This window comes from Pseudomonas syringae pv. coryli str. NCPPB 4273, assembly GCF_000972175.1.
In the GTDB taxonomy this organism is placed as follows: Bacteria; Pseudomonadota; Gammaproteobacteria; order Pseudomonadales; family Pseudomonadaceae; genus Aquipseudomonas; species Aquipseudomonas syringae.
In genome coordinates this window covers 184,937-211,242 of the sequence record NZ_AWQP01000037.1, presented here as the reverse complement: position 1 = coordinate 211,242, position 26,306 = coordinate 184,937, and the positions used below count along the sequence as shown (strand labels likewise).

The 26,306-nt window shown below is 58.0% G+C and carries 22 protein-coding genes, 2 tRNA genes and 1 pseudogene; 8 read left to right on the top strand and 17 right to left on the bottom strand.

All coding sequences use genetic code 11. The annotated features are described in order from the left end of the window. Positions 1-4: 4 nt before the first annotated feature. The 13 genes from pal to P406_RS16380 all read right to left on the bottom strand — a co-directional run bounded on the left by pal (position 5) and on the right by P406_RS16380 (position 11,197). On the bottom strand, positions 5-508 hold the full coding sequence (gene pal, locus P406_RS16440; RefSeq protein WP_003314369.1) for a peptidoglycan-associated lipoprotein Pal: 504 nt from the start codon (positions 506-508) through the stop codon (positions 5-7). A 52-nt stretch (positions 509-560) separates the two neighbouring features. Next, on the bottom strand, positions 561-1,811 hold the full coding sequence (tolB, locus tag P406_RS16435) for a Tol-Pal system beta propeller repeat protein TolB (protein ID WP_210434907.1): 1,251 nt from the start codon (positions 1,809-1,811) through the stop codon (positions 561-563). 47 nt (positions 1,812-1,858) lie between these two features. Continuing rightward, positions 1,859-2,929, bottom strand: a complete 1,071-nt coding sequence (tolA, locus tag P406_RS16430) for a cell envelope integrity protein TolA (RefSeq protein ID WP_003314366.1) — start codon at positions 2,927-2,929, stop codon at positions 1,859-1,861. Continuing rightward, positions 2,929-3,393, bottom strand: a complete 465-nt coding sequence (gene tolR / locus P406_RS16425; protein ID WP_002554654.1) for a protein TolR — start codon at positions 3,391-3,393, stop codon at positions 2,929-2,931. Before tolR ends, tolA begins: the two co-directional genes overlap by 1 nt. Before the next feature lie 14 nt (positions 3,394-3,407). Then, positions 3,408-4,103, bottom strand: a complete 696-nt coding sequence (gene tolQ, locus P406_RS16420) for a protein TolQ (RefSeq protein WP_002554655.1) — start codon at positions 4,101-4,103, stop codon at positions 3,408-3,410. After that, positions 4,093-4,560: a tol-pal system-associated acyl-CoA thioesterase gene (gene ybgC / locus P406_RS16415; RefSeq protein WP_003314364.1), complete on the bottom strand. Its 468-nt coding sequence runs from the start codon at positions 4,558-4,560 to the stop codon at positions 4,093-4,095. Before ybgC ends, tolQ begins: the two co-directional genes overlap by 11 nt. A gap of 134 nt (positions 4,561-4,694) precedes the next feature. After that, positions 4,695-5,756: a Holliday junction branch migration DNA helicase RuvB gene (gene ruvB / locus P406_RS16410; protein ID WP_003409396.1), complete on the bottom strand. Its 1,062-nt coding sequence runs from the start codon at positions 5,754-5,756 to the stop codon at positions 4,695-4,697. After that, on the bottom strand, positions 5,757-6,365 hold the full coding sequence (gene ruvA / locus P406_RS16405; protein ID WP_003364731.1) for a Holliday junction branch migration protein RuvA: 609 nt from the start codon (positions 6,363-6,365) through the stop codon (positions 5,757-5,759). It abuts the gene before it with no gap. An 86-nt stretch (positions 6,366-6,451) separates the two neighbouring features. Continuing rightward, positions 6,452-6,976 (bottom strand): crossover junction endodeoxyribonuclease RuvC, encoded by a 525-nt coding sequence (gene ruvC / locus P406_RS16400; protein WP_003314361.1) that lies wholly within the window; start codon positions 6,974-6,976, stop codon positions 6,452-6,454. 130 nt (positions 6,977-7,106) lie between these two features. Then, on the bottom strand, positions 7,107-7,853 hold the full coding sequence (locus P406_RS16395) for a YebC/PmpR family DNA-binding transcriptional regulator (protein ID WP_003314360.1): 747 nt from the start codon (positions 7,851-7,853) through the stop codon (positions 7,107-7,109). A 116-nt stretch (positions 7,854-7,969) separates the two neighbouring features. Further along, entirely contained in the window at positions 7,970-9,745 is a 1,776-nt protein-coding gene (gene aspS / locus P406_RS16390) for an aspartate--tRNA ligase (RefSeq protein WP_002554661.1), read from the bottom strand. 292 nt (positions 9,746-10,037) lie between these two features. After that, a complete protein-coding gene (locus tag P406_RS16385; RefSeq protein WP_003314357.1) occupies positions 10,038-10,382 on the bottom strand; it encodes a ribbon-helix-helix domain-containing protein in 345 nt (114 codons plus the stop codon). A 341-nt stretch (positions 10,383-10,723) separates the two neighbouring features. After that, positions 10,724-11,197 carry a Dps family protein gene (locus P406_RS16380; RefSeq protein ID WP_003314356.1) on the bottom strand — a complete coding sequence of 158 codons (474 nt, stop codon included), beginning with the start codon at positions 11,195-11,197 and terminating at the stop codon, positions 10,724-10,726. Between the two features lie 469 nt (positions 11,198-11,666). Between P406_RS16380 and P406_RS29970 the strand changes: the two genes are divergently transcribed. Next, positions 11,667-12,275: a cold-shock protein gene (locus P406_RS29970; protein WP_003409391.1), complete on the top strand. Its 609-nt coding sequence runs from the start codon at positions 11,667-11,669 to the stop codon at positions 12,273-12,275. Positions 12,276-12,339: 64 nt separating this feature from the next. On the opposite strand, the gene P406_RS16370 is transcribed toward P406_RS29970, so the two are convergent. Next, a complete protein-coding gene (locus tag P406_RS16370) occupies positions 12,340-12,546 on the bottom strand; it encodes a SlyX family protein (protein WP_003364741.1) in 207 nt (68 codons plus the stop codon). 2 nt (positions 12,547-12,548) lie between these two features. Beyond that, positions 12,549-12,974, bottom strand: coding sequence for an HIT family protein (locus P406_RS16365; protein WP_046236740.1), 426 nt, complete (start codon positions 12,972-12,974; stop codon positions 12,549-12,551). An 859-nt stretch (positions 12,975-13,833) separates the two neighbouring features. Here P406_RS16365 and P406_RS16360 point away from each other — a divergent pair. The 3 genes from P406_RS16360 (at position 13,834) to P406_RS16350 (ending at position 18,065) form a co-directional block, all read left to right on the top strand. Next, positions 13,834-15,156 carry an OprD family porin gene (locus tag P406_RS16360; protein WP_046236739.1) on the top strand — a complete coding sequence of 441 codons (1,323 nt, stop codon included), beginning with the start codon at positions 13,834-13,836 and terminating at the stop codon, positions 15,154-15,156. A 171-nt stretch (positions 15,157-15,327) separates the two neighbouring features. After that, positions 15,328-17,043 (top strand): proline--tRNA ligase, encoded by a 1,716-nt coding sequence (locus tag P406_RS16355; protein ID WP_046236738.1) that lies wholly within the window; start codon positions 15,328-15,330, stop codon positions 17,041-17,043. A gap of 65 nt (positions 17,044-17,108) precedes the next feature. Beyond that, entirely contained in the window at positions 17,109-18,065 is a 957-nt protein-coding gene (locus P406_RS16350) for a lipoprotein (RefSeq protein WP_003390980.1), read from the top strand. A gap of 48 nt (positions 18,066-18,113) precedes the next feature. On the opposite strand, the gene dinB is transcribed toward P406_RS16350, so the two are convergent. Next, positions 18,114-19,175 carry a DNA polymerase IV gene (gene dinB / locus P406_RS16345; protein ID WP_046236774.1) on the bottom strand — a complete coding sequence of 354 codons (1,062 nt, stop codon included), beginning with the start codon at positions 19,173-19,175 and terminating at the stop codon, positions 18,114-18,116. A 261-nt stretch (positions 19,176-19,436) separates the two neighbouring features. Between dinB and P406_RS16340 the strand changes: the two genes are divergently transcribed. The 4 genes and pseudogenes from P406_RS16340 (at position 19,437) to P406_RS16325 (ending at position 24,218) form a co-directional block, all read left to right on the top strand. Further along, positions 19,437-19,513 (top strand) — tRNA-Met (locus tag P406_RS16340). A gap of 302 nt (positions 19,514-19,815) precedes the next feature. Continuing rightward, positions 19,816-19,892, top strand: a tRNA-Met gene (locus tag P406_RS16335). 374 nt (positions 19,893-20,266) lie between these two features. Continuing rightward, positions 20,267-22,884, top strand: a pseudogene (mprF, locus tag P406_RS16330) (bifunctional lysylphosphatidylglycerol flippase/synthetase MprF). Further along, positions 22,884-24,218, top strand: coding sequence for a virulence factor family protein (locus tag P406_RS16325; protein ID WP_046236737.1), 1,335 nt, complete (start codon positions 22,884-22,886; stop codon positions 24,216-24,218). Before mprF ends, P406_RS16325 begins: the two are co-directional and overlap by 1 nt. Before the next feature lie 88 nt (positions 24,219-24,306). On the opposite strand, the gene P406_RS16320 is transcribed toward P406_RS16325, so the two are convergent. Continuing rightward, positions 24,307-26,202 (bottom strand): potassium transporter Kup, encoded by a 1,896-nt coding sequence (locus P406_RS16320; RefSeq protein WP_046236736.1) that lies wholly within the window; start codon positions 26,200-26,202, stop codon positions 24,307-24,309. Positions 26,203-26,306: the final 104 nt, after the last annotated feature.

The following is a 26,306-nucleotide window of genomic DNA, read 5'->3' as shown; positions in this document are numbered from 1 at the left end:
CAAATTACTTACGCAGTTCGACGCGACGGTTTTGAGCCCAGGACTGCTCGTCGTTGCCGGTAGCAACTGGACGCTCTTCGCCGTAGGAAACCAGTTCCAGCTGAGCTGGGGAAACACCTTGCAGTACCAGGTAGCGCTGAACGGCTTTCGCACGACGCTCGCCCAGTGCCATGTTGTACTCGCGAGTACCACGTTCGTCGGTGTTGCCTTCCAGAACAACGCGAGCGCCGTTAGCTTTCAGGTCTTTGGCGTGCACGTCCAGGGAGCGCATGGCTTCTGGCTTCAGGTCCGAACTGTCGTATTCGAAGTAGAAGGTGGTGATTGCGCGCAGAGCAGCTTCTTCGCTCAGGGAGCCGTCAACAGCACCCGAGTTGGCGCCGTAACCAGCGTTAGGATCAACAGCAGCACCGCCTGCACCGGCATTGTCGCCGCCTTTGGACGAGCAACCTACAGCTACAGCCATGGCCAGAGCCAGCGCAGCAAATTTACCAAACTTCAGCATTTCCATCTTGAAACTCCTAATGAACCCCAGTGTGTTAAGCAAATCGTGTAGCGCCGCGTCAGTTCAGGTAAGGGGACCAGGAAGGTTCTCTGACTTCGCCTTGAGCGGTAGGAAGCGGGAGCCTTACGCGTCCGTTAATGGACACGAGCATCAAGACTCCCCGGCCCTGCTGGCGGGTGGCGTAGATTACCATGGTGCCGTTGGGCGCAACAGTAGGCGACTCATCAAGGTTGCTATCTGTGAGGATTTTTACGCTACCGCGGGCCAAATCCTGCACTGCTACCTTGAAATTAGTGAAGCCGTCCTGCCGGTGAATCATTACCAGCGTCTTTTCATCGGCTGACAATTTCGGGTTGGCGTTGTAGTTACCCACGAACGTCACGCGTTCGGCACCGCCGCCATTGATATTGGTCTTGTAGATCTGTGGCTTGCCGCCACGGTCCGACGTGAAGTATAGCGTAGACCCGTCCTTACCGAAGAAAGGTTCAGTATCAATCGAAGAATCGTTGGTGACGCGGCTCAATTGACGCGACGCCAGATTGATCACATAGATCTCCGGGTTGCCATCCTTGGACAGCACGAACGCCAGCTTGCTGCCATCCGGCGACCAGGCAGGCGCGCCGTTCAGGCCTTCGAAGTTGGTGATCTGTTCGCGACGACCGGTGTCAATGTGCTGAACAAAGATGCGTGGACGCTTCTGTTCAAACGAGACATAGGCAATACGCTTGCCGTCCGGCGCGAAACGCGGCGACAGGATTGGCTCACGGGATTGCAACAGGGTTACCGCACGAGCACCGTCGTAATCCGAACGCTGCAGGGTGTAACGCGTGTTGTTCTCCGAGAAGCGTTCTGCCGTCACGTAGAGCATACGAGTGGAAAACGCACCCTTGATACCGGTGAGCTTCTCGAACGACTGGTCGGCAATGTAGTGCGCCATGTCGCGCAGTTGATCATTGGTACCCGACACGTTGCCGGTCAGCACTTGCTGCTCGGTGGCCACGTTGAACAGTGCGTACTGGATCTGCAGACGTCCGCCGGCGGGCGTGATGTTGCCGACCATGACGTACTGGGCACCCAGCGCTTTCCAGTCACGGAAAATGACTTCGCTGGCCTGGGTCGGCAAGCTGATCATGTTCTGCTTCGGGATCGGCGCGTAGTAGCCGGAGTTGCGCAGATCGTTGCTTATGATTTCGGCCATGTCCTCAGGCAGGACGTTACCGCCCTGCCATCCGAAAGGCACAACAGCGATGGGCGCTGCACGGTCACTGCCGCTGGTGACCAGAATGTTCTTTTCTTCTGCCGACACCATTGCGGATGCGAAACAGAGAACGACCAGCAGTCCTCGAAAAAGGTTGATCACAAGGCTAGATCTCCAGGTGTGAATGTCATCTTGAATGAACGATAGGGCGCGAAGTCAGCCGGCTTCAGACCCTGCATTTCTGTCAAACGTCCAATGTTCTTCACCGCAGCAACCGCAGAGCTGTCAAACGGTCCGTCGCCACTGGATTTGGCAATCGATACAGAGGCAATCGTACCGTCGGGCAACATCCCGATCTGCAACGTTACCGACATGTTGTTACGTGCCGATGGTGGACGACTCCAGCCTTCGGAAGCCCTGACACGAATCAGGTCATCGAAACTGCCAGCCGTTTCATCGCCCCGCTCGTCAGCCAAAGCCTGTTGCCGCTCCGGTTTGTCGGACAGCAAATCGGCCAGTGCCTGCGCCTTCTTGTCTTCAGCGGATTTACGAGCTGCTTCCTGCGCCTTCTTGGCGGAATCGGCAGCGGCTTTTTTCTTCGCGTCCTCGGCAGCCTTTTTCTTGGCGTCTTCTGCGGCCTTTTTCTTGGCCTCATCAGCAGCCTGTTTCTTGGCTTCCTCGGCAGCAGCTTTCTTGGCGTCTTCTTCGGCTTTTTTCTTCGCCTCTTCCTCGGCCTTTTTCTTGGCTATATCAGCCTGTTGCTTATCTTCAAGCTTTTTGGCATCGGCAACCTTCTTGGCTTCATCAGCTTTCTTGGCATCGTCAGCCTTTTTGGCCTCCTCTGCTTTCTGTTCGGCCTTTTTGGCTTCGTCGGCAGCTTTCTGCTCTTCGGCTTTTTGAGCGGACTCTTCTTTCTTTTGTTCCGCAGCTTTTACAGCTTCCTGTTTTTGCTGCTCGATCTTTTTCTGCTCCAGCTGTTCGACTTCTGTTTGTCGCGCAGCGGTTTTCTTCGCCTCACCGGCAATCTTCTGGTTGGTCTGGGTAGTGGCCTGGCTCTTGGACTTGAGCTGATAGAGCGTTGCCTGAACGATAGGCTTGGCTTCGGGCAGATCCGGAGTCATGGCAAAGCTGACGAACAGCATGCCGAAAATCAGAATATGCAATGCCACGGCCCAGACACTGGGCCAGAAGTAGCTTTCCGAGGCGGACGGCTCTCGAATCGGCTGCATCAGGGTGCCTCGGTAATCAAGCCAACGTTCCCTACCCCAGCCTTCTGCAGCCCGCCCATGGTGCCCATGACCGAGCCGTAATCGACGGTCTTGTCACCACGAATGAAAACCTGGGTCTGCTTGCCTGCGTCACGACCGGCAGCGACGATCTTGGTCACTGCGGCAGTCAGCTGTGGCAGGGTCATTGCCTTGTCCATCTGCTTGTCGGTATCGACTTCGCTGCCAAGGTTCCAGTAATAGGTCTTGTCAGCCTTGATCGAAATGGTCAGGACCTGATTGTTGTTGTCTTGCGGCAAAGCCTCGCTGGAGACCTTGGGCAAGTCGACTTTCACGCCCTGGTTGATCATGGGAGCCGTCACCATGAAAATCACGAGCAACACCAGCATCACGTCGATGTAGGGCACTACGTTCATTTCGGCGACCGGCTTGCGTTTTCTGCGACGATCTCGAGCGATTAAAGCCATGGGGAATTACCTGCTCACTCTTCGCTGGTGTGCACTTTACGGTGCAGGATGGCCTGGAACTCGTCAGCAAACGTGTAATAACGGCTGATCAAGGTCTCACTGCGCGCGGCGAAACGGTTGTAGGCAATAACGGCTGGAATGGCTGCAAACAGGCCGATGGCCGTTGCAATAAGTGCTTCGGCAATGCCCGGTGCAACGGTAGCCAGCGTTGCCTGCTGCGCAGTCGCCAGACCGCGGAAGGAGTTCATGATCCCCCAGACAGTACCGAACAGACCGACATAAGGACTGGTAGAACCGACGGTCGCCAGATATGGCAGGCCGGCTTCGAGTTTCTCTTCCTCGCGGGAGATGGCAACACGCATGGCGCGCGCCACACCTTCCATGACCGCATCAGGATCGACGCCGGACTGCTGACGCAGACGCGAGAACTCCTTGAAACCGGCACGGAAGATCTGCTCGACGCCCGAGTCCGGATCGGGATTGCTGCCCGCCTGACGGTACAGTTTGGACAGATCGATACCCGACCAGAAACGCTCTTCAAAGCTGTCCAGTGCACGTCGACCTGCGCGCAGCATATTGCTGCGCTGAAAAATCACGATCCACGAAGTGACCGAAGCAGCTACCAGAATCAGCATTACCAACTGAACAACAATGCTGGCATTGCTGACCAAACTCCACATGGAGGAATGGTCGACGACGTTAGCTTCCACGCTTTATCTCCTGCTCTGAATGTATGCCCGCGCCGCCCTGGTCGGCGAAGGCCGCTCGCAGAGCTTCGGGAATGGCCCGGGGTTTAAAACTATCGGCGCGTACACACGCCACTAGGAACTGCCCTTCACAGAGCAGCGTTGCATCCGACGCCCGCCTGATCTGCTGTTTAAAGCGCAGGCTGACGCGATTCAATTCGGTTACTTCTGCACTGACGAGCAACTCGTCATCCAGCCGCGCCGGCTTGTGATAACGAGCCTCACTGGAGTGCACGACAAATAAAAGGTTTTCCTGCGCCAGTTCGGATTGGGCAAAGCCCAATTCCCGTAGCCGCTCGGTACGAGCCCGCTCCATGAATTTCAGATAATTGACGTAGTAGACGATGCCGCCGGCATCGGTGTCCTCGTAATAAACGCGACAGCGATGTGCGAACGACTGAACCCCGTTTTGCGCGCGCATACTCTAGAGCTTACTCCTCAGGTTGCCAATCGGGTCAGGCAACTGTTTTTCAACGTTTTGCCACTTAGTTACAGGTATCGGCGGCAGGACTGGCAATGTGACCACGCAGACTGCAAATAAATTGCAAAGCATCGCTATAAATCCACAGGCTCGTCGCCAAAATCATCCGGTACCGGTATCTCGCCCATCCTCGACGGGATATTCAGGCCGAAATGCAGATACGCATGCCGGGTCACCACACGCCCTCGAGGTGTGCGCATGATATAGCCTTGCTGGATCAAATAGGGCTCGAGTACGTCTTCGATCGTATGACGCTCTTCGCTGATTGCCGCCGCCAGGCTGTCCACGCCCACCGGACCACCGTCGAACTTCTCGATCATGGTCAGCAGCAAACGCCGGTCTTGATGATCGAAGCCGTGCTCGTCGACGTCCAGCAGGTTGAGGGCCTTATCGGCTGTCTGCCGGGTAATCTGCCCGTTGCCACGAACTTCGGCAAAATCCCGTACGCGACGCAACAGGCGGTTGGCGATACGCGGCGTGCCACGAGCGCGCCTGGCGATCTCGAAAGCGCCCTGCGGCTCGATGACCAAACCCAGAATGCCTGCCGAGCGCGAGACAATCGTCGAAAGATCGGCGATGTTGTAAAACTCGAGTCGCTGCACGATGCCGAAGCGGTCGCGCAACGGATTGGTCAGCATGCCGGCACGAGTGGTCGCGCCGACCAGCGTGAACGGCGGCAGATCAAGCTTGATCGAACGCGCTGCCGGACCCTCACCGATCATGATGTCGAGCTGGAAGTCTTCCATTGCCGGGTACAGCACTTCCTCGACGATCGGCGACAGACGATGGATCTCGTCGATGAACAGCACGTCATTGGGTTCGAGATTGGTCAGGATCGCGGCCAGATCGCCGGGCCGCTCGAGGACCGGGCCGGACGTACTCTTGATCGACACGCCCATTTCCTGGGCGATGATGTTGGCAAGCGTGGTCTTGCCCAGACCGGGCGGACCGAAGATCAGCGTGTGGTCCAGCGCTTCGCTGCGACCACGGGCAGCCTGGATGAACAACTCCATCTGCTCGCGCACGGTCGGCTGGCCGATGTAGTCCGCGAGGCTCAGTGGCCGAATCGCGCGGTCCATCTGTTCATCACGATCACGGCCACCAGTGGCGGTTATCAGGCGGTCGGCGTCTATCACTTAACCCATCCCCTTCAACGCACGGCGAATCAGATCCGCACTGCTCAAATCTTTTTCCTTGATGGCGGAGACAGCCTTGCTCGCCTCCTGAGGTTTGTAGCCCAGCGAAATCAGTGCGCTGACCGCATCGGATTCTGCCGACGCTACAGGCTCAGCCTGATTGGGGCCATTGGAAACCAGCGTAAAAGTGCCTGGCAAGGACTCCCAGGCCTTGAAACGATCCTTGAGCTCGACCAGCAGACGCTCGGCGGTCTTCTTGCCCACGCCGGGAATGCGCGTCAGCGCCGACGTGTCCTGCGCCTGCACGCAACGCACCAGCTCATCGACTTCCAGACCGGACATCAGCGCCAGTGCCAGCTTGGGGCCGACGCCATTGAGCCGGATCAGCTCACGAAACAGCTCGCGCTCGCGCTTTTCGTAGAAGCCGTACAAAAGGTGCGCGTCCTCACGGACCACCAGGTGGGTGTGCAACGTCACCGTCTCGCCAACATGCGGCAACCGGTACAGGGTGGTCATCGGCACTTCCACCTCATAGCCGACACCGTTGACATCCAGCACCAGATGCGGAGGCTGCTTTTCGGCGAGAGAGCCGCGTAAACGTCCAATCACGTTTCAGATCCTTTCGTGTTGCCTGTCGCTCGCGCGAAGAAGTTGAACACCGTCATCATAGAAAATATGCGGACACATAATGCCAGTCAGAGCCGCAAGCGGCCGCCGCGACTGCGCGCAGTGGCCAACCCGTGAGGAATCAGACTGGAGCGCGTATGCGCGTGGCACAGGGCGATGGCAAGGGCATCGGACGCATCGATTTGCGGCTTTTGGGTCAGCTTGAGCAGATGCATGACCATCATCATCACCTGTTCTTTATTGGCACCGCCGGTTCCTGCAACGGCCTGCTTGACCTGGGTTGCGGTGTACTCGGCAATTTCCAGCGCCTCTTCGGCACCCGCCACGATGGCTGCGCCCCTGGCCTGCCCCAGCTTCAATGCCGAATCGGCGTTACGCGCCATGAAAACCTTTTCGATACCCATCGTCACCGGCCCGTAGGTCTTGATGACCTCCCGCACACCGCGATAAACGATCTGCAAACGCTCGTGCAGCTCGCCGCTGCCAGTGCGGATGCAGCCCGACGCAACATAGACACAGCCGCGTCCGGTGTCGCGTACCACGCCATAGCCGGTGATTCGCGAACCGGGATCGATACCAAGAATAAGAGTCATAACGCCTGCAGCTTGAGAAGGTCACGCAAAACAATAGGTGCAGCATAAAGGCAGAAGCCGGGGGCCGATAGCTGCGTGTTGCTCACAGCTTCGTTCCCCCGGCTTCCGACCTGGTGTTGCCTGTGAGCGATCAGCCCAGCTGTTCCATCACTTCGTCCGGGATTTCCGCGTTTGAATAGACGTTCTGCACGTCATCCAGGTCTTCGAGCATATCAATCAGCTTGAGTACCTTTTCGGCGGTTTCCAGATCAAGCACAGCGCTGGTGGTCGGCAGCATGACGATCTCTGCATCTGCAGCCTTGAAGCCTGCTGCCTCCAATGCGTTACGCACCGCATAAAACCCGGAGAACGAGGTGAACACATCGATCGAGCCGTCTTCGTTGGTCACGACATCGTCAGCATCGGCCTCCATAGCAGCCTCGATCAGCGAATCCTCATCGACACCGGCAGCGAAGGAGATTTGGCCCTTGCGATCGAACAGGTAGGCAACAGAACCGTCTGTGCCGAGATTGCCGCCGCATTTGGTGAACGCATGACGTACAGCCGCCGCAGTACGATTGCGGTTGTCGGTCATGGTTTCAACCATGACCGCCACGCCGCCCGGACCATAGCCCTCGTAACCCAGCTCTTCGACATCATCACCGTCGGAGGCCCCTACTCCTCGCGCCACCGCACGATCAATGGTGTCACGGGTCATGTTCGCACCAAGCGCCTTGTCCAGCGCCAACCGCAGACGCGGGTTGGAGCCGGGATCACCGCCACCCTGACGCGCAGCAACGGTCAGCTCACGGATCCACTTGGTGAAAATCTTGCCTTTCTTGGCATCCTGACGCTCTTTGCGGTGCTTGATGTTCGCCCACTTAGAATGACCTGCCATTTTTCGCTCCAGATTCTTTTTGAAACACCTTCACCTTTCGCCCTGAAAAACCGGGCAAAAAGCTTCACTCAATAAGGGCAGATACAGGGCGTATCGACGATACGCCCTGCCCGGCATCACTCGGCCTTCGGCTGCTCGCGCAGACGGATGTGCAGCTCGCGCAACGCTTTGGCATCGACAACGCCAGGCGCCTGGGTCATGACATCGGCCGCGCTCTGGGTTTTCGGGAACGCAATCACTTCACGAATCGATTGCGCGCCGGTCATCAGCATTACCAGACGGTCCAAACCGAAAGCCAGACCACCGTGCGGTGGCGCGCCGTATTTCAAGGCATCGAGCAGGAAGCCGAACTTCTCCTGCTGCTCGTCTTCGGCAATGCCCAGCAGACGGAAGACCGCCTGTTGCATTTCCTTGCGATGGATACGGATCGAACCGCCGCCCAGCTCGGTGCCGTTGAGCACCATGTCGTAGGCACGCGACAGCGCGGTCGCCGGGTTGGCCTCCAGCTCTTCAGGCGTGCACTTGGGTGCCGTGAAGGGGTGGTGCAACGCGGTGAAGCTGCCGTCGTCGTTTTCTTCGAACATCGGGAAGTCAACGACCCACATCGGTGCCCACTCGCAAGTGTGCAGCTTGAGGTCATTGCCGATCTTGATACGCAGCGCACCAAGGGCCTCGCTGACGATCTTGAACTTGTCCGCACCGAAGAAAACGATGTCGCCATCAACCGCACCAACACGATCGAGGATGACGTTCAGGTTGTCTTCCGGAATGAACTTGACGATCGGCGACTGCAAGCCTTCCGGCCCCTTCGCGCGCTCGTTGACCTTGATGTAGGCCAGACCCTTGGCACCATAGATGCTGACGAACTTGGTGTAGTCGTCGATCTGGCTGCGCGCCATGCTGGCGGCGCCCGGTACACGCAGTGCGGCAACGCGTCCCTTGGGATCGTTGGCCGGGCCGCTGAACACCTTGAATTCCACGCCGGTGAGCTGATCGGCAACATCCACCAGTTCCAGCGGGTTGCGCAGGTCCGGCTTGTCGGAACCGTAGCGGCGCATGGCCTCTTCGAAGGTCATGTGCGGGAAATCACCGAACTCCAGGTCCAGAACTTCCTTGAACAGCTGACGAACCATCTTCTCGGTCAGACCGATGATGTCCTCTTCGTTGAGGAAGCTGGTTTCGATGTCGATCTGGGTGAATTCCGGCTGACGGTCAGCACGCAGGTCTTCGTCGCGGAAGCATTTGGCGATCTGGTAGTAACGATCGAAGCCAGCCACCATCAGCAGTTGCTTGAACAGCTGAGGCGATTGCGGCAGGGCGAAGAAGCTGCCCGGGTGTGTGCGGCTTGGCACCAGATAGTCGCGAGCGCCTTCCGGGGTGGCGCGGGTCAGGATCGGCGTCTCGACGTCGAGGAAGCCGTTGTCATCCAGATAGCGACGGATACTGGTAGTGATGCGCGAACGCAGACGCAGCTTCTCGGCCATTTCCGGACGGCGCAGGTCGATGAAGCGATAACGCAGACGTGTTTCCTCGCCGACGTCGGAATACTCGTTCAGCGGGAACGGCGGCGTTTCGGACTCGTTCAACACCTCGAGCTCGTAACCCAGAACCTCGATGGCGCCTGACGCCATGTTCGCGTTCACGGCACCTGCCGGACGAGCACGAACCTTGCCCACGACCTTGACCACGTACTCACTGCGCACGCGATCAGCGGCAGCGAAGCTGTCGGCACGATCCGGGTCGAACACGACTTGAGCCATGCCTTCACGGTCGCGGATATCGAGGAAGATAACGCCCCCGTGGTCACGACGACGGTGGACCCATCCGCAAAGGGTAATTTCCTGGCCTTCCAGACTCTCGTTCAGTTGGCCGCAATAATGGCTGCGCATCATGATGGTGTTTTCACTTCTCGTAATTCGAATTCGGTGGCGATTTCGCTCCTGGCTTGCGCTCAGAGGTACAAGGCACCGGCACAAGGCTAAAGCCGGCCCTGGCCCACGCAGAGTCACGCCCGCTAGCAAGACGGAGGATTATATAGAGTTAATTGGCACCGTGCAGCCGGACGAACCTATTAACGACCGGATAAGCTCATGATCACCCCGCGCAGCCGAGCCGTTCGCTCGCGCTGCGGGGGAAAGCGCAGGCCCACCTGAGCGAGCCCACAGGAATGAGGATAAAACCACGCTAGACGTGAGAATTTTCCAGGCAGTCGCCCTTCAAAAGATGCGCCACACAGACAACACGAATCAAACCACTGAAATTCTTCACACCTCCGTACCGTAAGTGAACCTCCCGATCAATGTAGGACAGTACCGCATTGACGGAGCACTCATTACTACTGGCGATACCTGAAAGAATGTTCCAGTACACTTTCTCCAGACGCAGGCACGTCGCCAGGCCGTTAAGTCGAACGGATTTTGAGTGCGGCTGCGCCAGCGTCATATTGAAATCCTCGACAAAAGGATCATGGCGTATTTCCACCTCTCGGTGCAGCAACTTAAGCTCTCGCTCAGCACTTCGTAACATCATAACCGCCACCTTCGAATCATTGAATTTTAAACACCAAAAGAAATATTCAAAAACAAATAAATGTCCCGATGTATAAAACATGATTGGCGATTTTATAGCCAGAAGCCCCTACACGTTGTCACTGTAGGAGATGGCTACAGGAAACAACGGAATATCGTTATTAACCTTGAAGGGGACACCAATAAAAGCGAGGAGAGCTGCAGCGCAGCGCGCGACTGCTAGGCTTCGGCTTGCCCGAGCGATTGCGCAATGAAAGCAGGTGCAGGAAGTGACAGGTGTGACGGGCGAAGAACAACTCAGGAACGGGACGAGTAGCACTTGAAGCCACTCGTCCCTGGCCGTTACTTGGACTCAAGCATCGAGCGCAGCATCCAGGCGGTTTTCTCATGAACCTGCATGCGTTGCGTCAGCAGGTCAGCCGTCGGCTCATCACTAACCTTATCCAGAAGAGGAAAGATACTACGAGCAGTACGGACAACAGCCTCTTGACCCTGCACCAGACTTTTGATCATATCTTCAGCACTGGGTACGCCTTCTTCTTCCTTGATGGAAGACAGGCGCGCATACGTCGAATAAGTACCCGGCGCCGGAAAGCCCAGAGCACGAATACGCTCGGCGATGGAATCAACCGCCAGTGCCAGTTCGTTATACTGTTCTTCGAACATCAAATGCAGCGTGCGAAACATCGGCCCGCTGACATTCCAGTGAAAGTTGTGAGTCTTGAGGTAAAGCACATAAGTATCCGACAGCAGATGCGACAGACCGTCCACGATCGATTTGCGATCCTCTTCACTGATACCGATATCGATTGCCATGTTTCATGCCCTTTTGGTGAGGATTGAAAAGCAGTAAAGGCGACTACTCTATCAAGAGAACCCGAATGGCGCAGCTTTCCGTTGGCAGGACGATGTCTGCTGGCAGCGACTCACACCAGCCCCACGGCTATTCACACGGGGCTACAGCGGGCGCCTGGGGCAGAAAATCCTCGCGCGCCTGGAAGAATCATCAGCAAAATACGCCAGAGCGCTCTGTTTCGGCATCCGCAGACGTATTAAAGGACAGAGGACTGCCAGGGCCGGAGAGGCCCCCTTACCATTATCGATTGCTGATTTGAGTAGGATCAGGCTTTGCTGTTAAATACACGCCGTGTCGCCAACGAGTTGTCATCCAGCGCTGGCACATAGGCCGGCCCGGCGCCCGTGCATCACGCCTCATCTTGTTCAGAAGCGTACCGGGCGTTACCAGCTATTTCTTGTAATCCTTCTTGCATGTGAGCTTTTTAAAATGTTGAAAATCGTCCATCTGGTAACGGGAGCAGCAGCCCTGTTGCTTTCTTTCATACCGAGCCTGCGTAGTGAAGCGGCATCTCTCTACCTGCAAAATCCTGACGCGATTTGCCTGGCTTTTCTAGGACTGCTTAACCTGATACTCGCTCCGGTCATTCCTTACTGGAATCGAGGCCCGCGTCATAATCTGCAAAATCTGGTCAGTGCGCTGCTTGTCATCGCGGTAATCGTACAAACGTTAACCTTGCTTGTTCCTCTACCCGACATCGCCGGTCAACCTGCCATTCTGGTGAGCCTGGCTGTCGCCATCGTAGCCGTCGCTCTGCACTTGGGCGTCAGCTTTTACAGGTCTTACACCCCCTCGTCCGCGCCGCAAAGCCACGATATGGGAAATCGTGATACTGGCACCGTAAAGTGGTTCAACACCTCCAAAGGCTTCGGTTTCATCTCCCGGGATTCCGGCGACGATATTTTCGTGCATTTTCGCGCCATTCGCGGTGAGGGTCATCGCGTACTGGTCGAAGGACAGCGCGTCGAATTTTCCGTGATGAACCGCGACAAAGGCCTGCAGGCCGAAGATGTCATTGCAGCCCTGCCCCGCCGCTGATTGTTTCAAGCAACAAAAAACCGCGACCTCCTGACGGAAGTCGCGGTTTTTTTATGGCAGCCGATCAATAGTGAGGTGGCGGCGCATCTTCCTCGAAGGTCTCGAACTGACTGCCCATTTCCTCCTGACGCTTGAGCATCGCCGCCATCTGCAGTTGCAGATGATCAAGCTCGCGCCGCTGCTTTACCAGCACGTCATTGAGTGCCTGGATCGTATCGTCCTGAAAGGCCATACGGCTTTCAAGCTCCATGACTCGCTCTTCAAGGCTCATGATTACGCCTCCTCAAATCGAAAATCATCTGTCAGTACCGGCTTCAGCTGCCGGCGGATTGCCGAGAGCTGCTCGTCGGTATAAGCGATGGCAGCCTGCTTGCCCCACACGGGCGCAGGCCAGGCGGCATCGTCACGTTTGCGCACGATGACGTGCATATGCAGCTGGCTCACTACGTTGCCCAAGGCGGCAACGTTGATTTTATCCGCATCGAAGAGCTCGTTAAGCACCTTGGCCAGCGCACTCGTTTCCTGCCACAACTGCATCTGGTCTGCTGCACTCAGCTGAAAGACTTCGGTGATGTCTGCGCGGCGCGGCACCAGAATGAACCAGGGGTAGTGACTGTCGTTGGAGAGAAGTAACCGGCACAGCGGAAAGTCGCCAATCGGCAAGGTGTCTTGTTGAAGACGGGAATCCAGAACGAACACGATAAAAAGCTCCTGATTGCCAGGTGAATGCACCTGCCCTGTCGGTAACAGGGTGCTGCGATAGGCAGGCAGGATACTAGGCTTCGCGTGAGGCTTCACCTATGCACCAGAATGCACCAACCACAACGGTCGCCGCACCGATTTGACGCCACTGACTGACCGCGGATCCCGCTGTAAACAGCCTCACCTTGAACCACCGCCTTACAATTGCCTGCCTCGCGTACATGAAAATGAAACATCCATTGCATCACCATGACCGCCATCCAGAGCAATGCTCCAGGTTCAGGCGAGCCCGATGGGGAATGCACCAAAATCACACACTGCTGTTGCGACAGCAACACAACGGATTCGTTTTCTACTCAATGTAAGCCTATACCGGTAACGTTTTTGGGTGGGAGGGGCAGAAACCACCCTTGGTGCAGAAAAGCCTGAGGCATTTTCAAAAAATAAAAATAGTCAGTTAAAACAGCTAGATGGAGCAAAAATGCGATCTTGATTCTGATTTTTCACAAAATTTTTTCATTTTCGGAAACTTTGTGCACGCTTGTTGCTTTATCACCCATATGATCACGACATCCCTGGCGGAAAACAGGGGTGACAGAATCAAGGGAAAAACAAGGCTTGCGACCCTGAGGGACGCCGTGACGGACCGCACTTTGATCGATCTGACAAGGTGCAGAATGCCACTACAGGCTAGCTCGGCTGCGCGTCGTAAAGATTCTGAAAGGATAAGGCTGTAGCTATAGCAACCCAAGTCAGCGTGATATAGATTCCGCCGACAAAAATAGAAAGAGCCGCCCAGATAAAAAAACAGGTGGGACGGCAGACAAATCTTCTAAAAACCAAAGGAGCAATCACGATGAGAGTGATGAAGTGGAGCGCAATCGCACTGGCCGTTACGGCAGCCAGCGCCCAAATGGCAACAGCCGCACCTTTCGTCAGCGATCAGGCTGATGCCAAGGGCTTTGTGGAAGGCAGCACGCTTGACCTGAAGTTGCGCAATTACTATTACAACCGTGACAAGAAAGCTGGCGCTGACGACGATCGCGACTGGACCCAAGGGATCCTGGCCAACTTCAGCACCGGCTACACCCAAGGCACTATCGGTGTCGGCGTCGAGGCTTTCGCCTACGCTGGCGTCAAGCTGTGGGGCCCGGACAAATACTCGGGTTCCGGCAACCTGATCACCGACGCTGCCGGTAACAACGAAGATACCCAGTCCAAAGCTGGCGGCGCAGTCAAGTTCCGCATTTCGAAGACTGAGCTGAAAATCGGTGACATGCAGCCTACAAGCCCAGTGTTCGGGGTTGGCGGCTCGCGTCTGCTACCTCAGACAGCTAGCGGTCTGAGTCTGCAAAGTAGCGAGATTGCAGGTCTGGATCTTGAAGCAGGGCACTTCTACTCAGGCACCAGCCAGGACGATACCAGTCATAATGGCAGCATCTGGGCAACTTATGCTGGCGTCCAAGCCAACAGTGCTGATTTCGCTGGCGGTAAATACGCGATTACCGACAGCCTGGGTGTTGCATTCTATGCCGCCAAGCTGGAAGACGTCTGGGATCAATACTACGGTAACGTGAACTACGCCCTGCCTCTGGGCAATGATCAGTCTCTGGCATTCGATGCGAACATCTATCGCACCGTTGACGAAGGCAGCGCCAAAGCCGGCTCGATCAGCAACACCGCGTTTTCCGGTTCCGCAGCCTACTCGTTCCTTGCTGCCCATACCGTGACCCTGGCGTTCCAGAAGATCAACGGTGACACGCCGTTCGACTACATCGGTATCGGTGACAACAACCGCGGTGGCGACTCGATCTTCCTGAACAACTCGATCCAGTACTCCGACTTCAACGGTCCGGGTGAAAAATCCTGGCAGGTCCGCTACGACCTGAACATGACCCCGTACGGCGTTCCAGGCCTGAGCTTCATGACCCGCTACATCAAGGGTACTGACATCGACGGCACCAAAACACCTACCGACAGCGCTTATGCTGGCCTGTACGGTGCAGACGGCGAGCACCACGAAACCAACCTTGAAGCCAAATACGTCGTACAGACTGGCCCAGCCAAAGATCTGTCCTTCCGTATGCGTCAGGCATGGCACCGCGCCAACGCCGACCAGGGCGAAGGCGACGTCAACGAGTTCCGCCTGATTGTCGATTACCCGATCTCGATCCTGTAATCCCCGCTCAGCACTCGTTAATAGAAGAAGCCCGGCACATGCCGGGCTTTTTCATGAGCCCATGAAAGCGCTTCAACGCCACCTGTAAGCCAGCCGCGCCCTGTACGCGACCGGCACAGCGCCGTACAATGCCAGGTCATTTCCTGTCTCAGCAACCGACAACGGCCAACCATGCGCACCAGTCAATTTTTGCTCGCCACACAGAAAGAAACCCCTTCCGATGCGGTCGTGGTCAGCCATCAGCTGATGCTGCGCGCCGGCATGATTCGCAAGCTGGCCTCCGGCCTCTACACCTGGCTGCCCATGGGCCTGCGCGTACTGCGCAAGGTCGAAGCCATCGTTCGTGAAGAAATGAACGCCGCAGGCGCACTCGAAATTCTGATGCCCGGCATTCAACCCGCAGAACTGTGGCAGGAATCCGGACGCTGGGAGCAGTATGGCCCGGAGCTGATGCGTCTGGTCGACCGCCACAACCGTGAGTTCTGCCTGGGCCCGACCCACGAAGAAGTCATCACCGATCTGGCACGCAATGAGCTCAACAGCTATAAACAGCTGCCGATCAATCTGTACCAGATCCAGACCAAATTCCGTGACGAGATCCGCCCACGCTTCGGCCTGATGCGTGGACGCGAGTTCGTCATGAAAGACGCCTACTCGTTCCACGCCGATCACGAATCGCTGCAGGTTACCTACGACCGCATGCATCTGGCGTACAGCAACATCTTCACCCGACTGGGCCTGAAGTTCCGCCCGGTCGAAGCGGATAACGGCTCGATTGGTGGCGCCGGCTCGCACGAATTCCACGTACTGGCCGAATCCGGCGAAGACGATATCGTGTTCAGCGACGGCTCCGATTACGCAGCCAACATCGAAAAGGCCGAGGCGATTCCTCGCGAGAAGACGCGCCCTGCCGCTACCGAAGAGCTGCGTCTGATCGACACGCCGAACGCCAAGACCATCGCCCAACTGGTCGAAGGTTTCGGTCTGCCCATCGAGAAAACCGTCAAGACCCTGGTGGTGCATGCTGCCGAAGAAGGCAAGCTGATCGCCCTGATCATCCGCGGCAATCACGAGCTCAATGAAATCAAGGCCAGCCAGCTGGAACAGGTCGCCAACCCGTTGGTCATGGCGTCCGAAGCCGAACTGCGCGACGCCATCGGCGCAGGCGCGGGCTCACTGGGCCCATTGAACCTGCCACTGCCGTGCATCATCGACCGCTCTGTCGAGCTGATGAGCGACTTCAGCGTCGGTGCCAACATCGACGACAAACACTATTTCGGCGTCAACTGGGAGCGCGATCTGCCGGTTCCGACCGTTGCCGACCTGCGCAACGTGGTTGCGGGCGACCCGAGCCCGGACGGCAAGGGCACGCTGGAAATCAAGCGCGGCATCGAAGTAGGCCACATCTTCCAGCTGGGCACCAAGTACAGCGAAGCGATGAAGTGCCAGGTGCTGGGTGAAAACGGCAAGCCGGTCAATCTGGCGATGGGTTGCTACGGCATCGGTGTTTCCCGAGTGGTTGCAGCCGCCATCGAACAGAACAGCGACGAAAACGGCATCATCTGGAACGATACCCTCGCGCCGTTCCAGATTGCGCTGGTCCCGCTGCGCTACGAGACAGACGCCGTTCGTGAAGCGACGGACAAACTGTACGCCGACCTGACGGCTGCCGGTTTTGAAGTATTGCTCGACGACCGCGACAAGAAGACCAGCCCGGGCATCAAGTTCGCCGACATGGAACTGATCGGTATCCCGCACCGCATCGTGGTGAGCGACCGAGGCCTGGCCGAAGGCAATCTGGAATACAAGAGCCGTACCGAATCGCAACCGCAAGCCATTGCAGTCGCGGACGTGCTGTCGTTCATCCAGGGCAAAGTGAACCGCTGAGTCAAAAGGCGCACCTGCTCGCAGGTGCGCCGCTCTTCACTCGCCCAATCCGCATCAGAGATCCCATGCTCAAACGAAGCACCCTAAGCCTCGGCAGCGCCGTTCTGTGCGGCTCATTTCTCGTCGGCGGCTGTGCCAACCAGCTCTCTCAGCGCAGCGAGCACGAGGAGCGAGTCGAACGCAAACTGCTCGAACATACTCTGCAAGTCGATATCGGCGAACCCAAGACACTGGAGTTGCCGCAACGCCGCGTGCGGATTCACGAGCACAAATCGTTCGAGGTCACCGACTTTGAAGTCACCCGCCACTATGACCGCTACACGCCTTACCAACCGTGGCGGGAGGTCTACGAGATCCCGCTCGGCGCAGTCGCTGTTGTCGCAGGTGTCGGGGCCAACGTGGTCAACGTGTTTGCGCTGGGCAATTTGCCGGAAAGCATGACCAAGGACTGGATTCACTATGGCGTGGCAGGTCTCAACCCGTTCATGAATGCCCCGTCCCACGGTCGCGCCGAGCAGAATCTGGCGAGCATCGACGAGGTTCAGAAAGACAAGCGAATCGAGAACTCCACCCTGCCCTGGAATGAACGCCCGGTGATGGTCAAGGCCGGCAATGAAACTCACGAAATGAGCACTGACCGCAACGGCATCCTGCGCCTGAACCTGCTGGACAGTCCGTTTGCCGAACAGGACCTGAGCCGCATCACTCGCATTTATATCAACGTCGAAGACGATCAGGACAGCGCGCACACGAGCGCCAGTTTGCCCATCAGCCATTCGCTACGCGGCAAGCTGCTGGAGGCGCACGCCCTGATCTACGACGACCTTGAAGATGATGAGGTCAGCCAGTGGGTGCATCGCGTCAAGCGTCTTTCTGATATGGGGCTGGAAGAAGAAGCCAGCGAGCTGGAACAGAACCTCATCGAACTGACGCGCAACGATCCACAGCTGCAGGGGGAATTTCTCAAGTCACTCGCCAGAGACGCTGGCCGCCTGGTCGCCGTTCCTGCCCAGAGCCAGTAACAAGTGCCTGTAACATGAAAGGCCGCGGCGTATAACCGCGGCCTTTCATTATCGAGAGAACAATTCCAGCTGTTCATGGGCTGCACGCAGATCGTGCAGACGCACGCCTATGCCCAGTAATCGCACCGGCTTGCCACCGCGGGCGAACGCCTGAGCCAGCAACTGTTCATAACTGCCCAGGTCCCTGCCGGCTCCGGACTGCTCGAGAGTCGTCTGCGTAAAGTCGTGAAACTTCACTTTGACGAACGGCTTGCCGGGCCGGTACTGCCCTTCCATTCTGGCCATACGGCCACTCAGGGTTTCCAGCAGGTCGGGCAGTTTTTCCAGGCAGGCTGCCAGGTCGGGCAGGTCCGTATCGTAAGTATTTTCAACGCTGACTGACTGACGTCGGCTGTCATTCTGCACCGGTCGATCATCGATCCCGTGCGCCAGACTCCAGAGGCGCTCACCAAAGCTGCCGAACTCGCGAACCAGCGCGAGCTTGCTGCGGCTTCGCAGGTCGGCGCAGTCGACGATACCCAGCCGGCCGAGCTTGTCTGCGGTGACTTTTCCTACGCCATGAAGCTTGGTGACCGACAAGGAAGCGACGAAATCCTCGACCTGATCCGGCGTGATGACGAACAACCCGTTGGGCTTTTTCCAGTCGCTGGCGATCTTGGCGAGAAACTTGTTGGGCGCAACGCCCGCCGACACGGTGATGTGCAACTGATTCGAGACCCGACGACGGATGTCCTGCGCGATACGCGTGGCGCTACCGGAAAAGTGCCCGGCATCGGACACGTCCAGAAAAGCCTCATCCAGAGACAACGGCTCTATAAGGTCGGTGTAATCCCGAAAGATCGTGTGGATTTCCCGCGATGCTTCTTTATAAGCATCCATGCGCGGCTTGACGATGGTCAGGTCCGGGCAGAGCTTGAGCGCATGCCGGGACGACATGGCCGAACGCACGCCATAGGCGCGCGCCTCGTAATTACAGGTCGCAATCACCCCGCGCCGCTCCGCAGAGCCGCCTACCGCCAGCGGCTTGCCAGCGAGGTCGGGCTCGTCACGCATTTCAATGGCTGCATAAAAGCAGTCACAGTCGATGTGGATGATTTTGCGCTGCGTCATGACCTGATGAGATTTTGCAATCAATGGCCGCGCAGTATCTCATTCGTACCGCCAAGTAACATCCAATGATGCGAAAGGCCGCCATGAAAAGCAGTCAAAAGCCCATCATGCATGACCGAAACAGCTGCAAAGCCCCGTCATGCAAGCGCCGATACCGTGCAGACCGATCATCTGGATCCGCTAAGCATTTGAAGAAAAAGCACTTTTTTGAAACTAACCATTGACACCTCGTCATCTCTCTGTAGAATGCCGCCACACAGACGCGGGATGGAGCAGTCTGGTAGCTCGTCGGGCTCATAACCCGAAGGTCGTCGGTTCAAATCCGGCTCCCGCAACCAAACATCAAGAAAGGCTACTCGAAAGAGTGGCCTTTTTTGTGCGCGCCTGAAAAGCACCCTTCTCAACCCCGGACATCGGGCCATGCCTCGCGCAGATATACAGCGCTCCCCGGCACCCTGCGGCGAATACTGACGGCCTGGCCGTACGCTTTCCTGATAATGCTCCACGCAGGCATGCTGCCCTGAAAACCGCGCATCCGAATCCAAGCGTGCAAAATGTGCACAATCTGCTACTCATTTGCATGCTTTGCGGATTAAGGGTTGACACTTCGGCGTTCGGCTGTAGAATGCCGCCACACAGACGCGGGATGGAGCAGTCTGGTAGCTCGTCGGGCTCATAACCCGAAGGTCGTCGGTTCAAATCCGGCTCCCGCAACCAAACATCAAGAAAGGCTACTCGAAAGAGTGGCCTTTTTTGTTTCCGGTAAAAAAGCAGCGCGGGCAACGGCTAACTGTCTGACAAAAAAGACTATTTCCAAAGCCCTTTGAAACCCTATCATCACATCTGTAACGTAATGCGTGCATTTACGACAGTTTTTGCGTGCGCTGCCGATAGGTGTTACTAAGCTGAATCACGACTGAACCGTAGCTGAACAGCATCACCCGGCTCGATTCGCTATTCGCTCGTTAGACGTTGACGCGCTAACATCCTGAAATATTTTCTGCGTAGGGATTGGTAACTTGGCTGCATACCTCCATCCTGTCGCGCACGATCCAAGGAGTGATTGATGCGCGACAACATGTCCGATTCCAATGAAACCATTGATGCAGAGCAACCCGTCAGCCCACCGCGCCATAACTGGCGGGAGCTGCTGAGCAAATACCGACAGCCCATAGGGCTGGCGGTGATGCTGCTGTTGTTCAGCCTGGCCCTTATAGCCTGCCGCCACATGCTGGTCGAAATGGACTGGTATGCGCTGCACGATTCGCTGTTCGCAGTCCCCCTGCCAGCCCTGGGCGGTGCGCTGCTCGCGGCAATCGTCGGCTATATCATCCTGATGGGCTATGAACTGTCCGCCAGTCGGTACGCCAATGTCGACCTGCCAATCAAGACGCTGCTTCTCGGCGGCTTCACCTCGTTTGCCATCGGCAATGCGGTCGGCCTGTCGATGCTGTCCGGTGGCTCGGTGCGCTACAGGCTTTATTCACGCCACGGCGTAGGCGCAATCGAAATCGCCCGCATGACCGTGTTCGCCAGCCTGTCACTGGGTTGTGCGCTGCCGCCGCTGGCTGCACTGGCCACGCTGAGCAACCTGTCAGGCGCGTCACTGGCACTCAAACTTCCCGTGGACGTGCTGGCTGTAGTCGCTACAGCGGTGTTGATCGGCAGTCTGTTGCTGGCGGTGTTCGTCTACCGTCGGCGCCTGCCGGAACAGGACATCCCGCACAATATTCTGGTTCGTCTGGGTCGTCGCACCTTGCGCCTTCCGGATTTGAAGCTGACGCTGATTCAATTGGTGATCACCGCGCTGGACGTCGCCGCCGCAGCGATGGTGCTGTACCTGCTGCTGCCGCATGCGCCGCCGCTGGGTGCATTCATCCTTATCTACCTGCTGGCGCTCGCGGCTGGCGTGCTCAGCCATGTGCCTGGCGGCGTCGGCGTGTTCGAGGCGATTCTGCTTGCGGCCTTTGCCAACGAGCTGGGTGCCGCCCCGCTCGCCGCTGCGCTGCTGCTGTATCGCCTGATCTACGTGATCCTGCCGCTGCTGCTGGCCTGCCTTACCCTGCTGTTTACCGAGGCCCAGCGCCTGCTGCCAACCCGGCAGGCCATGCGCGTCGCCTCAGGGCTGGCGGCACCGATTCTGGCACTACTGGTTTTCTTGTCGGGGGTGGTGCTGCTCTTCTCTGGTGCCACCCCTGAAATTGATACCCGTCTGGAAAACGTTGGCTTCATGATCCCGCATCGACTGATCGATGCGTCGCACTTCGGGGCCAGCCTGGTGGGTGTGCTGTGCCTGCTGCTCGCCCAGGGCCTGCGTCGTCGACTGTCGGCTGCATGGATGCTGACCTCTATTTTGCTGCTGGTCGGTGCAGTGCTGTCGATACTCAAGGGCTTCGACTGGGAAGAAGCCAGCATGCTGCTGCTGACCGCCTGCCTGCTGCTGACCTTCCGCCGTTCCTTCTACCGCCCAAGTCGCCTGCTGGAGCTGCCGTTCTCGCCGGTCTACCTGATTGCCAGCATCTGTGTGGTCGGCGCCTCGATCTGGCTGCTGCTGTTCGCCTATCAGGACGTACCCTACAGTCACCAGTTGTGGTGGCAGTTCACCCTCGATGCAGACGCGCCGCGCGGCCTGCGTTCGGCGCTGGGCAGCGCAGTACTGCTGGTGGTGGTTTCGCTGACCTGGTTGCTGCGTACTGCCAGACCGGTCATCAAGCTGCCCGACGCGGCAGACCTGGACAAGGCAGCCGAGATCCTCAAAGCATCCAAACAGCCGGATGGCGGCCTGGTGCTGACCGGCGACAAGGCAATCCTGTTCCATCCGGCCGGCAATGCGTTCCTGATGTACTCGCATCGCGGCCGCAGTCTGGTAGCGCTTTACGACCCGATCGGCCCCACACAGCAGCGTGCCGAGCTGATCTGGCAATTCCGCGACCTGTGCGACGTGCACCATGCGCGTCCGGTGTTCTACCAGGTACGTGCAGAAAACCTGCCGTTCTACATGGACATCGGTCTCACCGCCATCAAGCTGGGTGAAGAAGCGCGCGTCGACCTGCGTCGCTTCGACATCGACGCCAAGGGCAAGGAGATGAAAGACCTGCGTTACACCTGGAACCGGGGTGGCCGCGACGGTCTTTCGCTGGAAATCTACGAACCGGGCCAGGCGCCGATCGACGAGCTGAAAGTGATTTCCGACGCCTGGCTGACGGGCAAGAATGTCCGTGAAAAAGGCTTCTCGCTGGGCCGTTTCAGCACTGAGTACCTGAAGTACTTCCGCATTGCCATCGTGCACTTCCAGGGCAAGCCGGTCGCGTTCTCCAACCTGCTGGAAACCACCAGCCCGGAACTGGCCAGCCTGGACCTGATGCGCTCTCACCCGGATGCACCCAAGCTGACCATGGAGTTCATGATGGTCGGCCTGATTCTGCATTACAAAGCCCAGGGCTACGCGCGCTTCAGCCTGGGCATGGTGCCTTTGTCGGGCCTGCAGCCACGACGCGGCGCACCCATCACCCAGCGTCTGGGTTCGATGATCTTCCGCCGTGGCGAACAGCTGTACAACTTCCAGGGGCTGCGTCGCTTCAAGGACAAGTTTCAGCCCGATTGGGAACCTCGTTATATGGCCGTGCCTGCCGGACTCGATCCGCTTGTGGCACTGGCTGACACCGCCGCCCTGATTGCGGGCGGCCTGACTGGATTGGTGAAACGCTGATGATTCGACGCTCCTGGCGCCTTTTGCTCGCAGCTCTGGTAATTGTTCTTTTAATCGTGGCGCTGGGAGTCTGGGTCTGGACCCGCCCCGCCCCGCCCGCATCACTGGAACACTCGAACCTTGACGGTGGCGCGCCGCTGACCAGCGTAACGCCGGCCACCAGCATCAAGACCCGTATCGCACTGGCCGTTACCGCTGAAGACATGCTGAGCGACAAGCAATTGCTGGCGATCAGCAAGGATGCGTCGGCACGCATCATTCAGGTGGTGTTGCCCAAGGACGACTGCGTCCTGCAACAGAAGACCTTTCAGGACGCTCTGACGAAGCTCGACGGCCCGGCAAAGGTCGTCGGTGGCATAGGCCCTGGCGCGACACTGGCCTGGCGCTGGCTGGCCGGACAGACCGATGACAAGGCGCAGGCCATTTCGGTAGGTTTTGCGCTCGAGCATGCCTCGAATCCGCCGCCCGTTTTGGAAGAAGACGAGAAGCCGCCACAGATCTGCGACGTACCGCTGCCACAAAAGGCTGCGCACGGGCACTGGCTGGCCGCCTGGAACGACGCGCCGGATGATCCGAGCGCAGCGTTCGTGCGCGACCAGAGCAACGCCGACACCAGCATCAGCGACTACGACATCCCGCTGCCTCAGGTGCTCAATACCGAACTTCGTCATCTGCTGCTCGGCGAGAATGACAGCGGCGGACTGGGCATACCGACGGTCGAAGTCCCGGCCAGCCAGCCCTCCGACACCGTGACGCTGTTCATGTCCGGTGACGGCGGATGGCGCGATCTGGACAAGGTTGTGGCCGGCGATATGGCCAAGATGGGCTACCCGGTGGTGGGCATCGACGTACTGCGCTACTACTGGGAACACAAGACGCCGGAACAGACCGCCGTCGACCTCACCGACCTGATGAACCACTACCGTCAGAAATGGGGCACCAAGCGCTTCATTCTGGCTGGCTACTCGTTCGGTGCGGACGTCATGCCAGCCATCTACAATCGCCTGGCAGCAGACGATCAGAACCGGGTTGACGCGATCATTCTGCTGGCCTTCGCGCGCACCGGCAGCTTCGAGATTCACGTTGACGGCTGGCTTGGCAACGCAGGCAAGGAAGCCACCACCGGACAGGAAATGGCCAAGCTGCCAGCCGCCAAGGTGTTCTGCGTTTACGGCGTCGAAGAGAAGAAAGACAGCGGTTGCACTGACACCACCGCCGTTGGCGAAGCGGTCCAGTTGCCAGGCGGTCATCACTTCGATGAGGACTATCCGGCGCTGGCCAAACGTCTGATCGACGCGATCAACAAGCGTCAGGGCAAGACTACCGCTCAGTAACGCTGCAGTCTGCGACCCAAAAAAAATCCCGGCACCGTGAGGTTGCCGGGATTTTTTTATCTGCGCTGCCGGACAACCCGGCCAACGTTTACATCTCCACTTGCGTGCCCAACTCGATCACCCGGTTGAACGGCAGTTTGAAGAAGCGCAGGTTGCCGTTGGCGTTCTTGAGCATGAAGGCGAACAACGCTTCACGCCAGCGCGCCATGCCGTCCATCTTGGACGGGATCACCGTCTCGCGGCTTAGGAAGTACGTGGTGCGCATCGGACTGAAGTCCAGCTCCGGCAAGTGACACAGGGCCAGCGCAGCCGGTACATCGGGCTCATCGATAAAGCCGAAGTGCAGGATCACCCGATAGAAGCCTTCGCCATAGGATTCGACTTCGAAGCGCTGAGCGGACGGCACACGCGGCGAATCTTCATACACCACCGTCAACAGCACCACTTGCTCATGCAACACCTGGTTGTGCAGCATGTTATGCAACAGCGCATGGGGCACGGCGTCCGAACGTGCTGTCAGGAACACTGCCGTGCCCTGTACCCGATGCGGCGGCTGGACGCGAATACTGCCGATGAAGATCGGCAATGGCAGGCCGCCCTCGTCGATTCGCTCCGCGAGCAATTGCTTGCCGCGCTTCCAGGTGGTCATGAGGATAAACAGCACCGCGCCCGCCAGTACCGGGAAAGCCCCGCCCTGGAAGATCTTCGGCACGTTGGCCGCGAAGAACAGACCGTCCACCAGCAGCAGGCAGATCAGCAGCGGAACGGCCAGCAATGGCGGCCATTTCCAGAGCATCAGCATGACCGTCGACACCAGAATGGTGGTGCAGAGCATGGTCCCGGTCACCGCAACGCCGTAGGCAGACGCCAGCGCACCAGACGATTCGAAGCCGATCACCAGCAGAATCACACCCGCCATCAGCGCCCAGTTGACGGCACCGATGTAGATCTGGCCTTGCGCGTCGCTGGAGGTGTGCTGGATGTGCATGCGCGGAATGTAGCCCAGCTGGATCGCCTGCAGCGTCATCGAGAAGGCGCCGGAGATCACCGCTTGCGAGGCAATGATGGTCGCCATCGTCGACAGACCGATCAGCGGCAGCAGCGCCCAGCCCGGCGCCAACAGGTAGAACGGGTTACGAACCGTTTCAGGATTGCCTAGCACCAGCGCACCCTGACCGAAATAGTTGAGCAACAGCGCAGGCAGCACGAGGATGAACCAGGCGCGTGAAATCGGTTTGCGGCCGAAGTGGCCCATGTCGGCATACAGCGCTTCGGCACCGGTCAGGGCAAGCACCACAGCACCCAGAATGGCCACACCAATGCCCGGATGGATGATGAAGAAATTCACACCCCATGCCGGATTGACCGCTTTCAGCACTTCCGGCGACTGCATGATGCCGTAGACACCCAGCGCGCCGAGCACCAGAAACCAGGTCACCATCACCGGGCCGAACAGCACGCCGATGCGCGCGGTGCCATGGCGCTGAATCAGAAAAAGCCCCACCAGCACAACCAGCGCCATGGGCACGATCCAGTGATCGAGGCCATCGAACGCCAGTTCCAGCCCTTCCATAGCCGACAACACCGAAACTGCCGGGGTGATCATGCTGTCACCGTAGAACAATGCGGCGCCGAACAGTCCGAACACCACCATCATCATTTGCAGCCGGGGATGCTTGGCCGACGCACGCCGCGCCAAGGCCATCAGCGCCATGATGCCGCCCTCGCCCTGGTTATCGGCACGCAGGACGAACGCCATGTATTTGAAGGAAACCACCCAGATCAGCGACCAGAAGATCAGCGACAGCACGCCGAGAATCGCGTCATGGGTCACGTCCACACCGTAACCACCCTGAAACACCTCCTTGAGGGTGTACAGCGGACTGGTGCCGATGTCGCCGTAAACCACCCCTACCGCGGCGATCAGCAACCCGATGGGCTTGGCAGTGCCTCCGGCCTCCGCATGACTGTTTGCTTGACTCATCCACTACTCCCGGAAACCAGACATGAGGTTCAACACTGAGAACATCACAAGGCGTAACAATTCAGATTCAGCCAGACATTGACATGCCTCGGCGCGATGGCGCG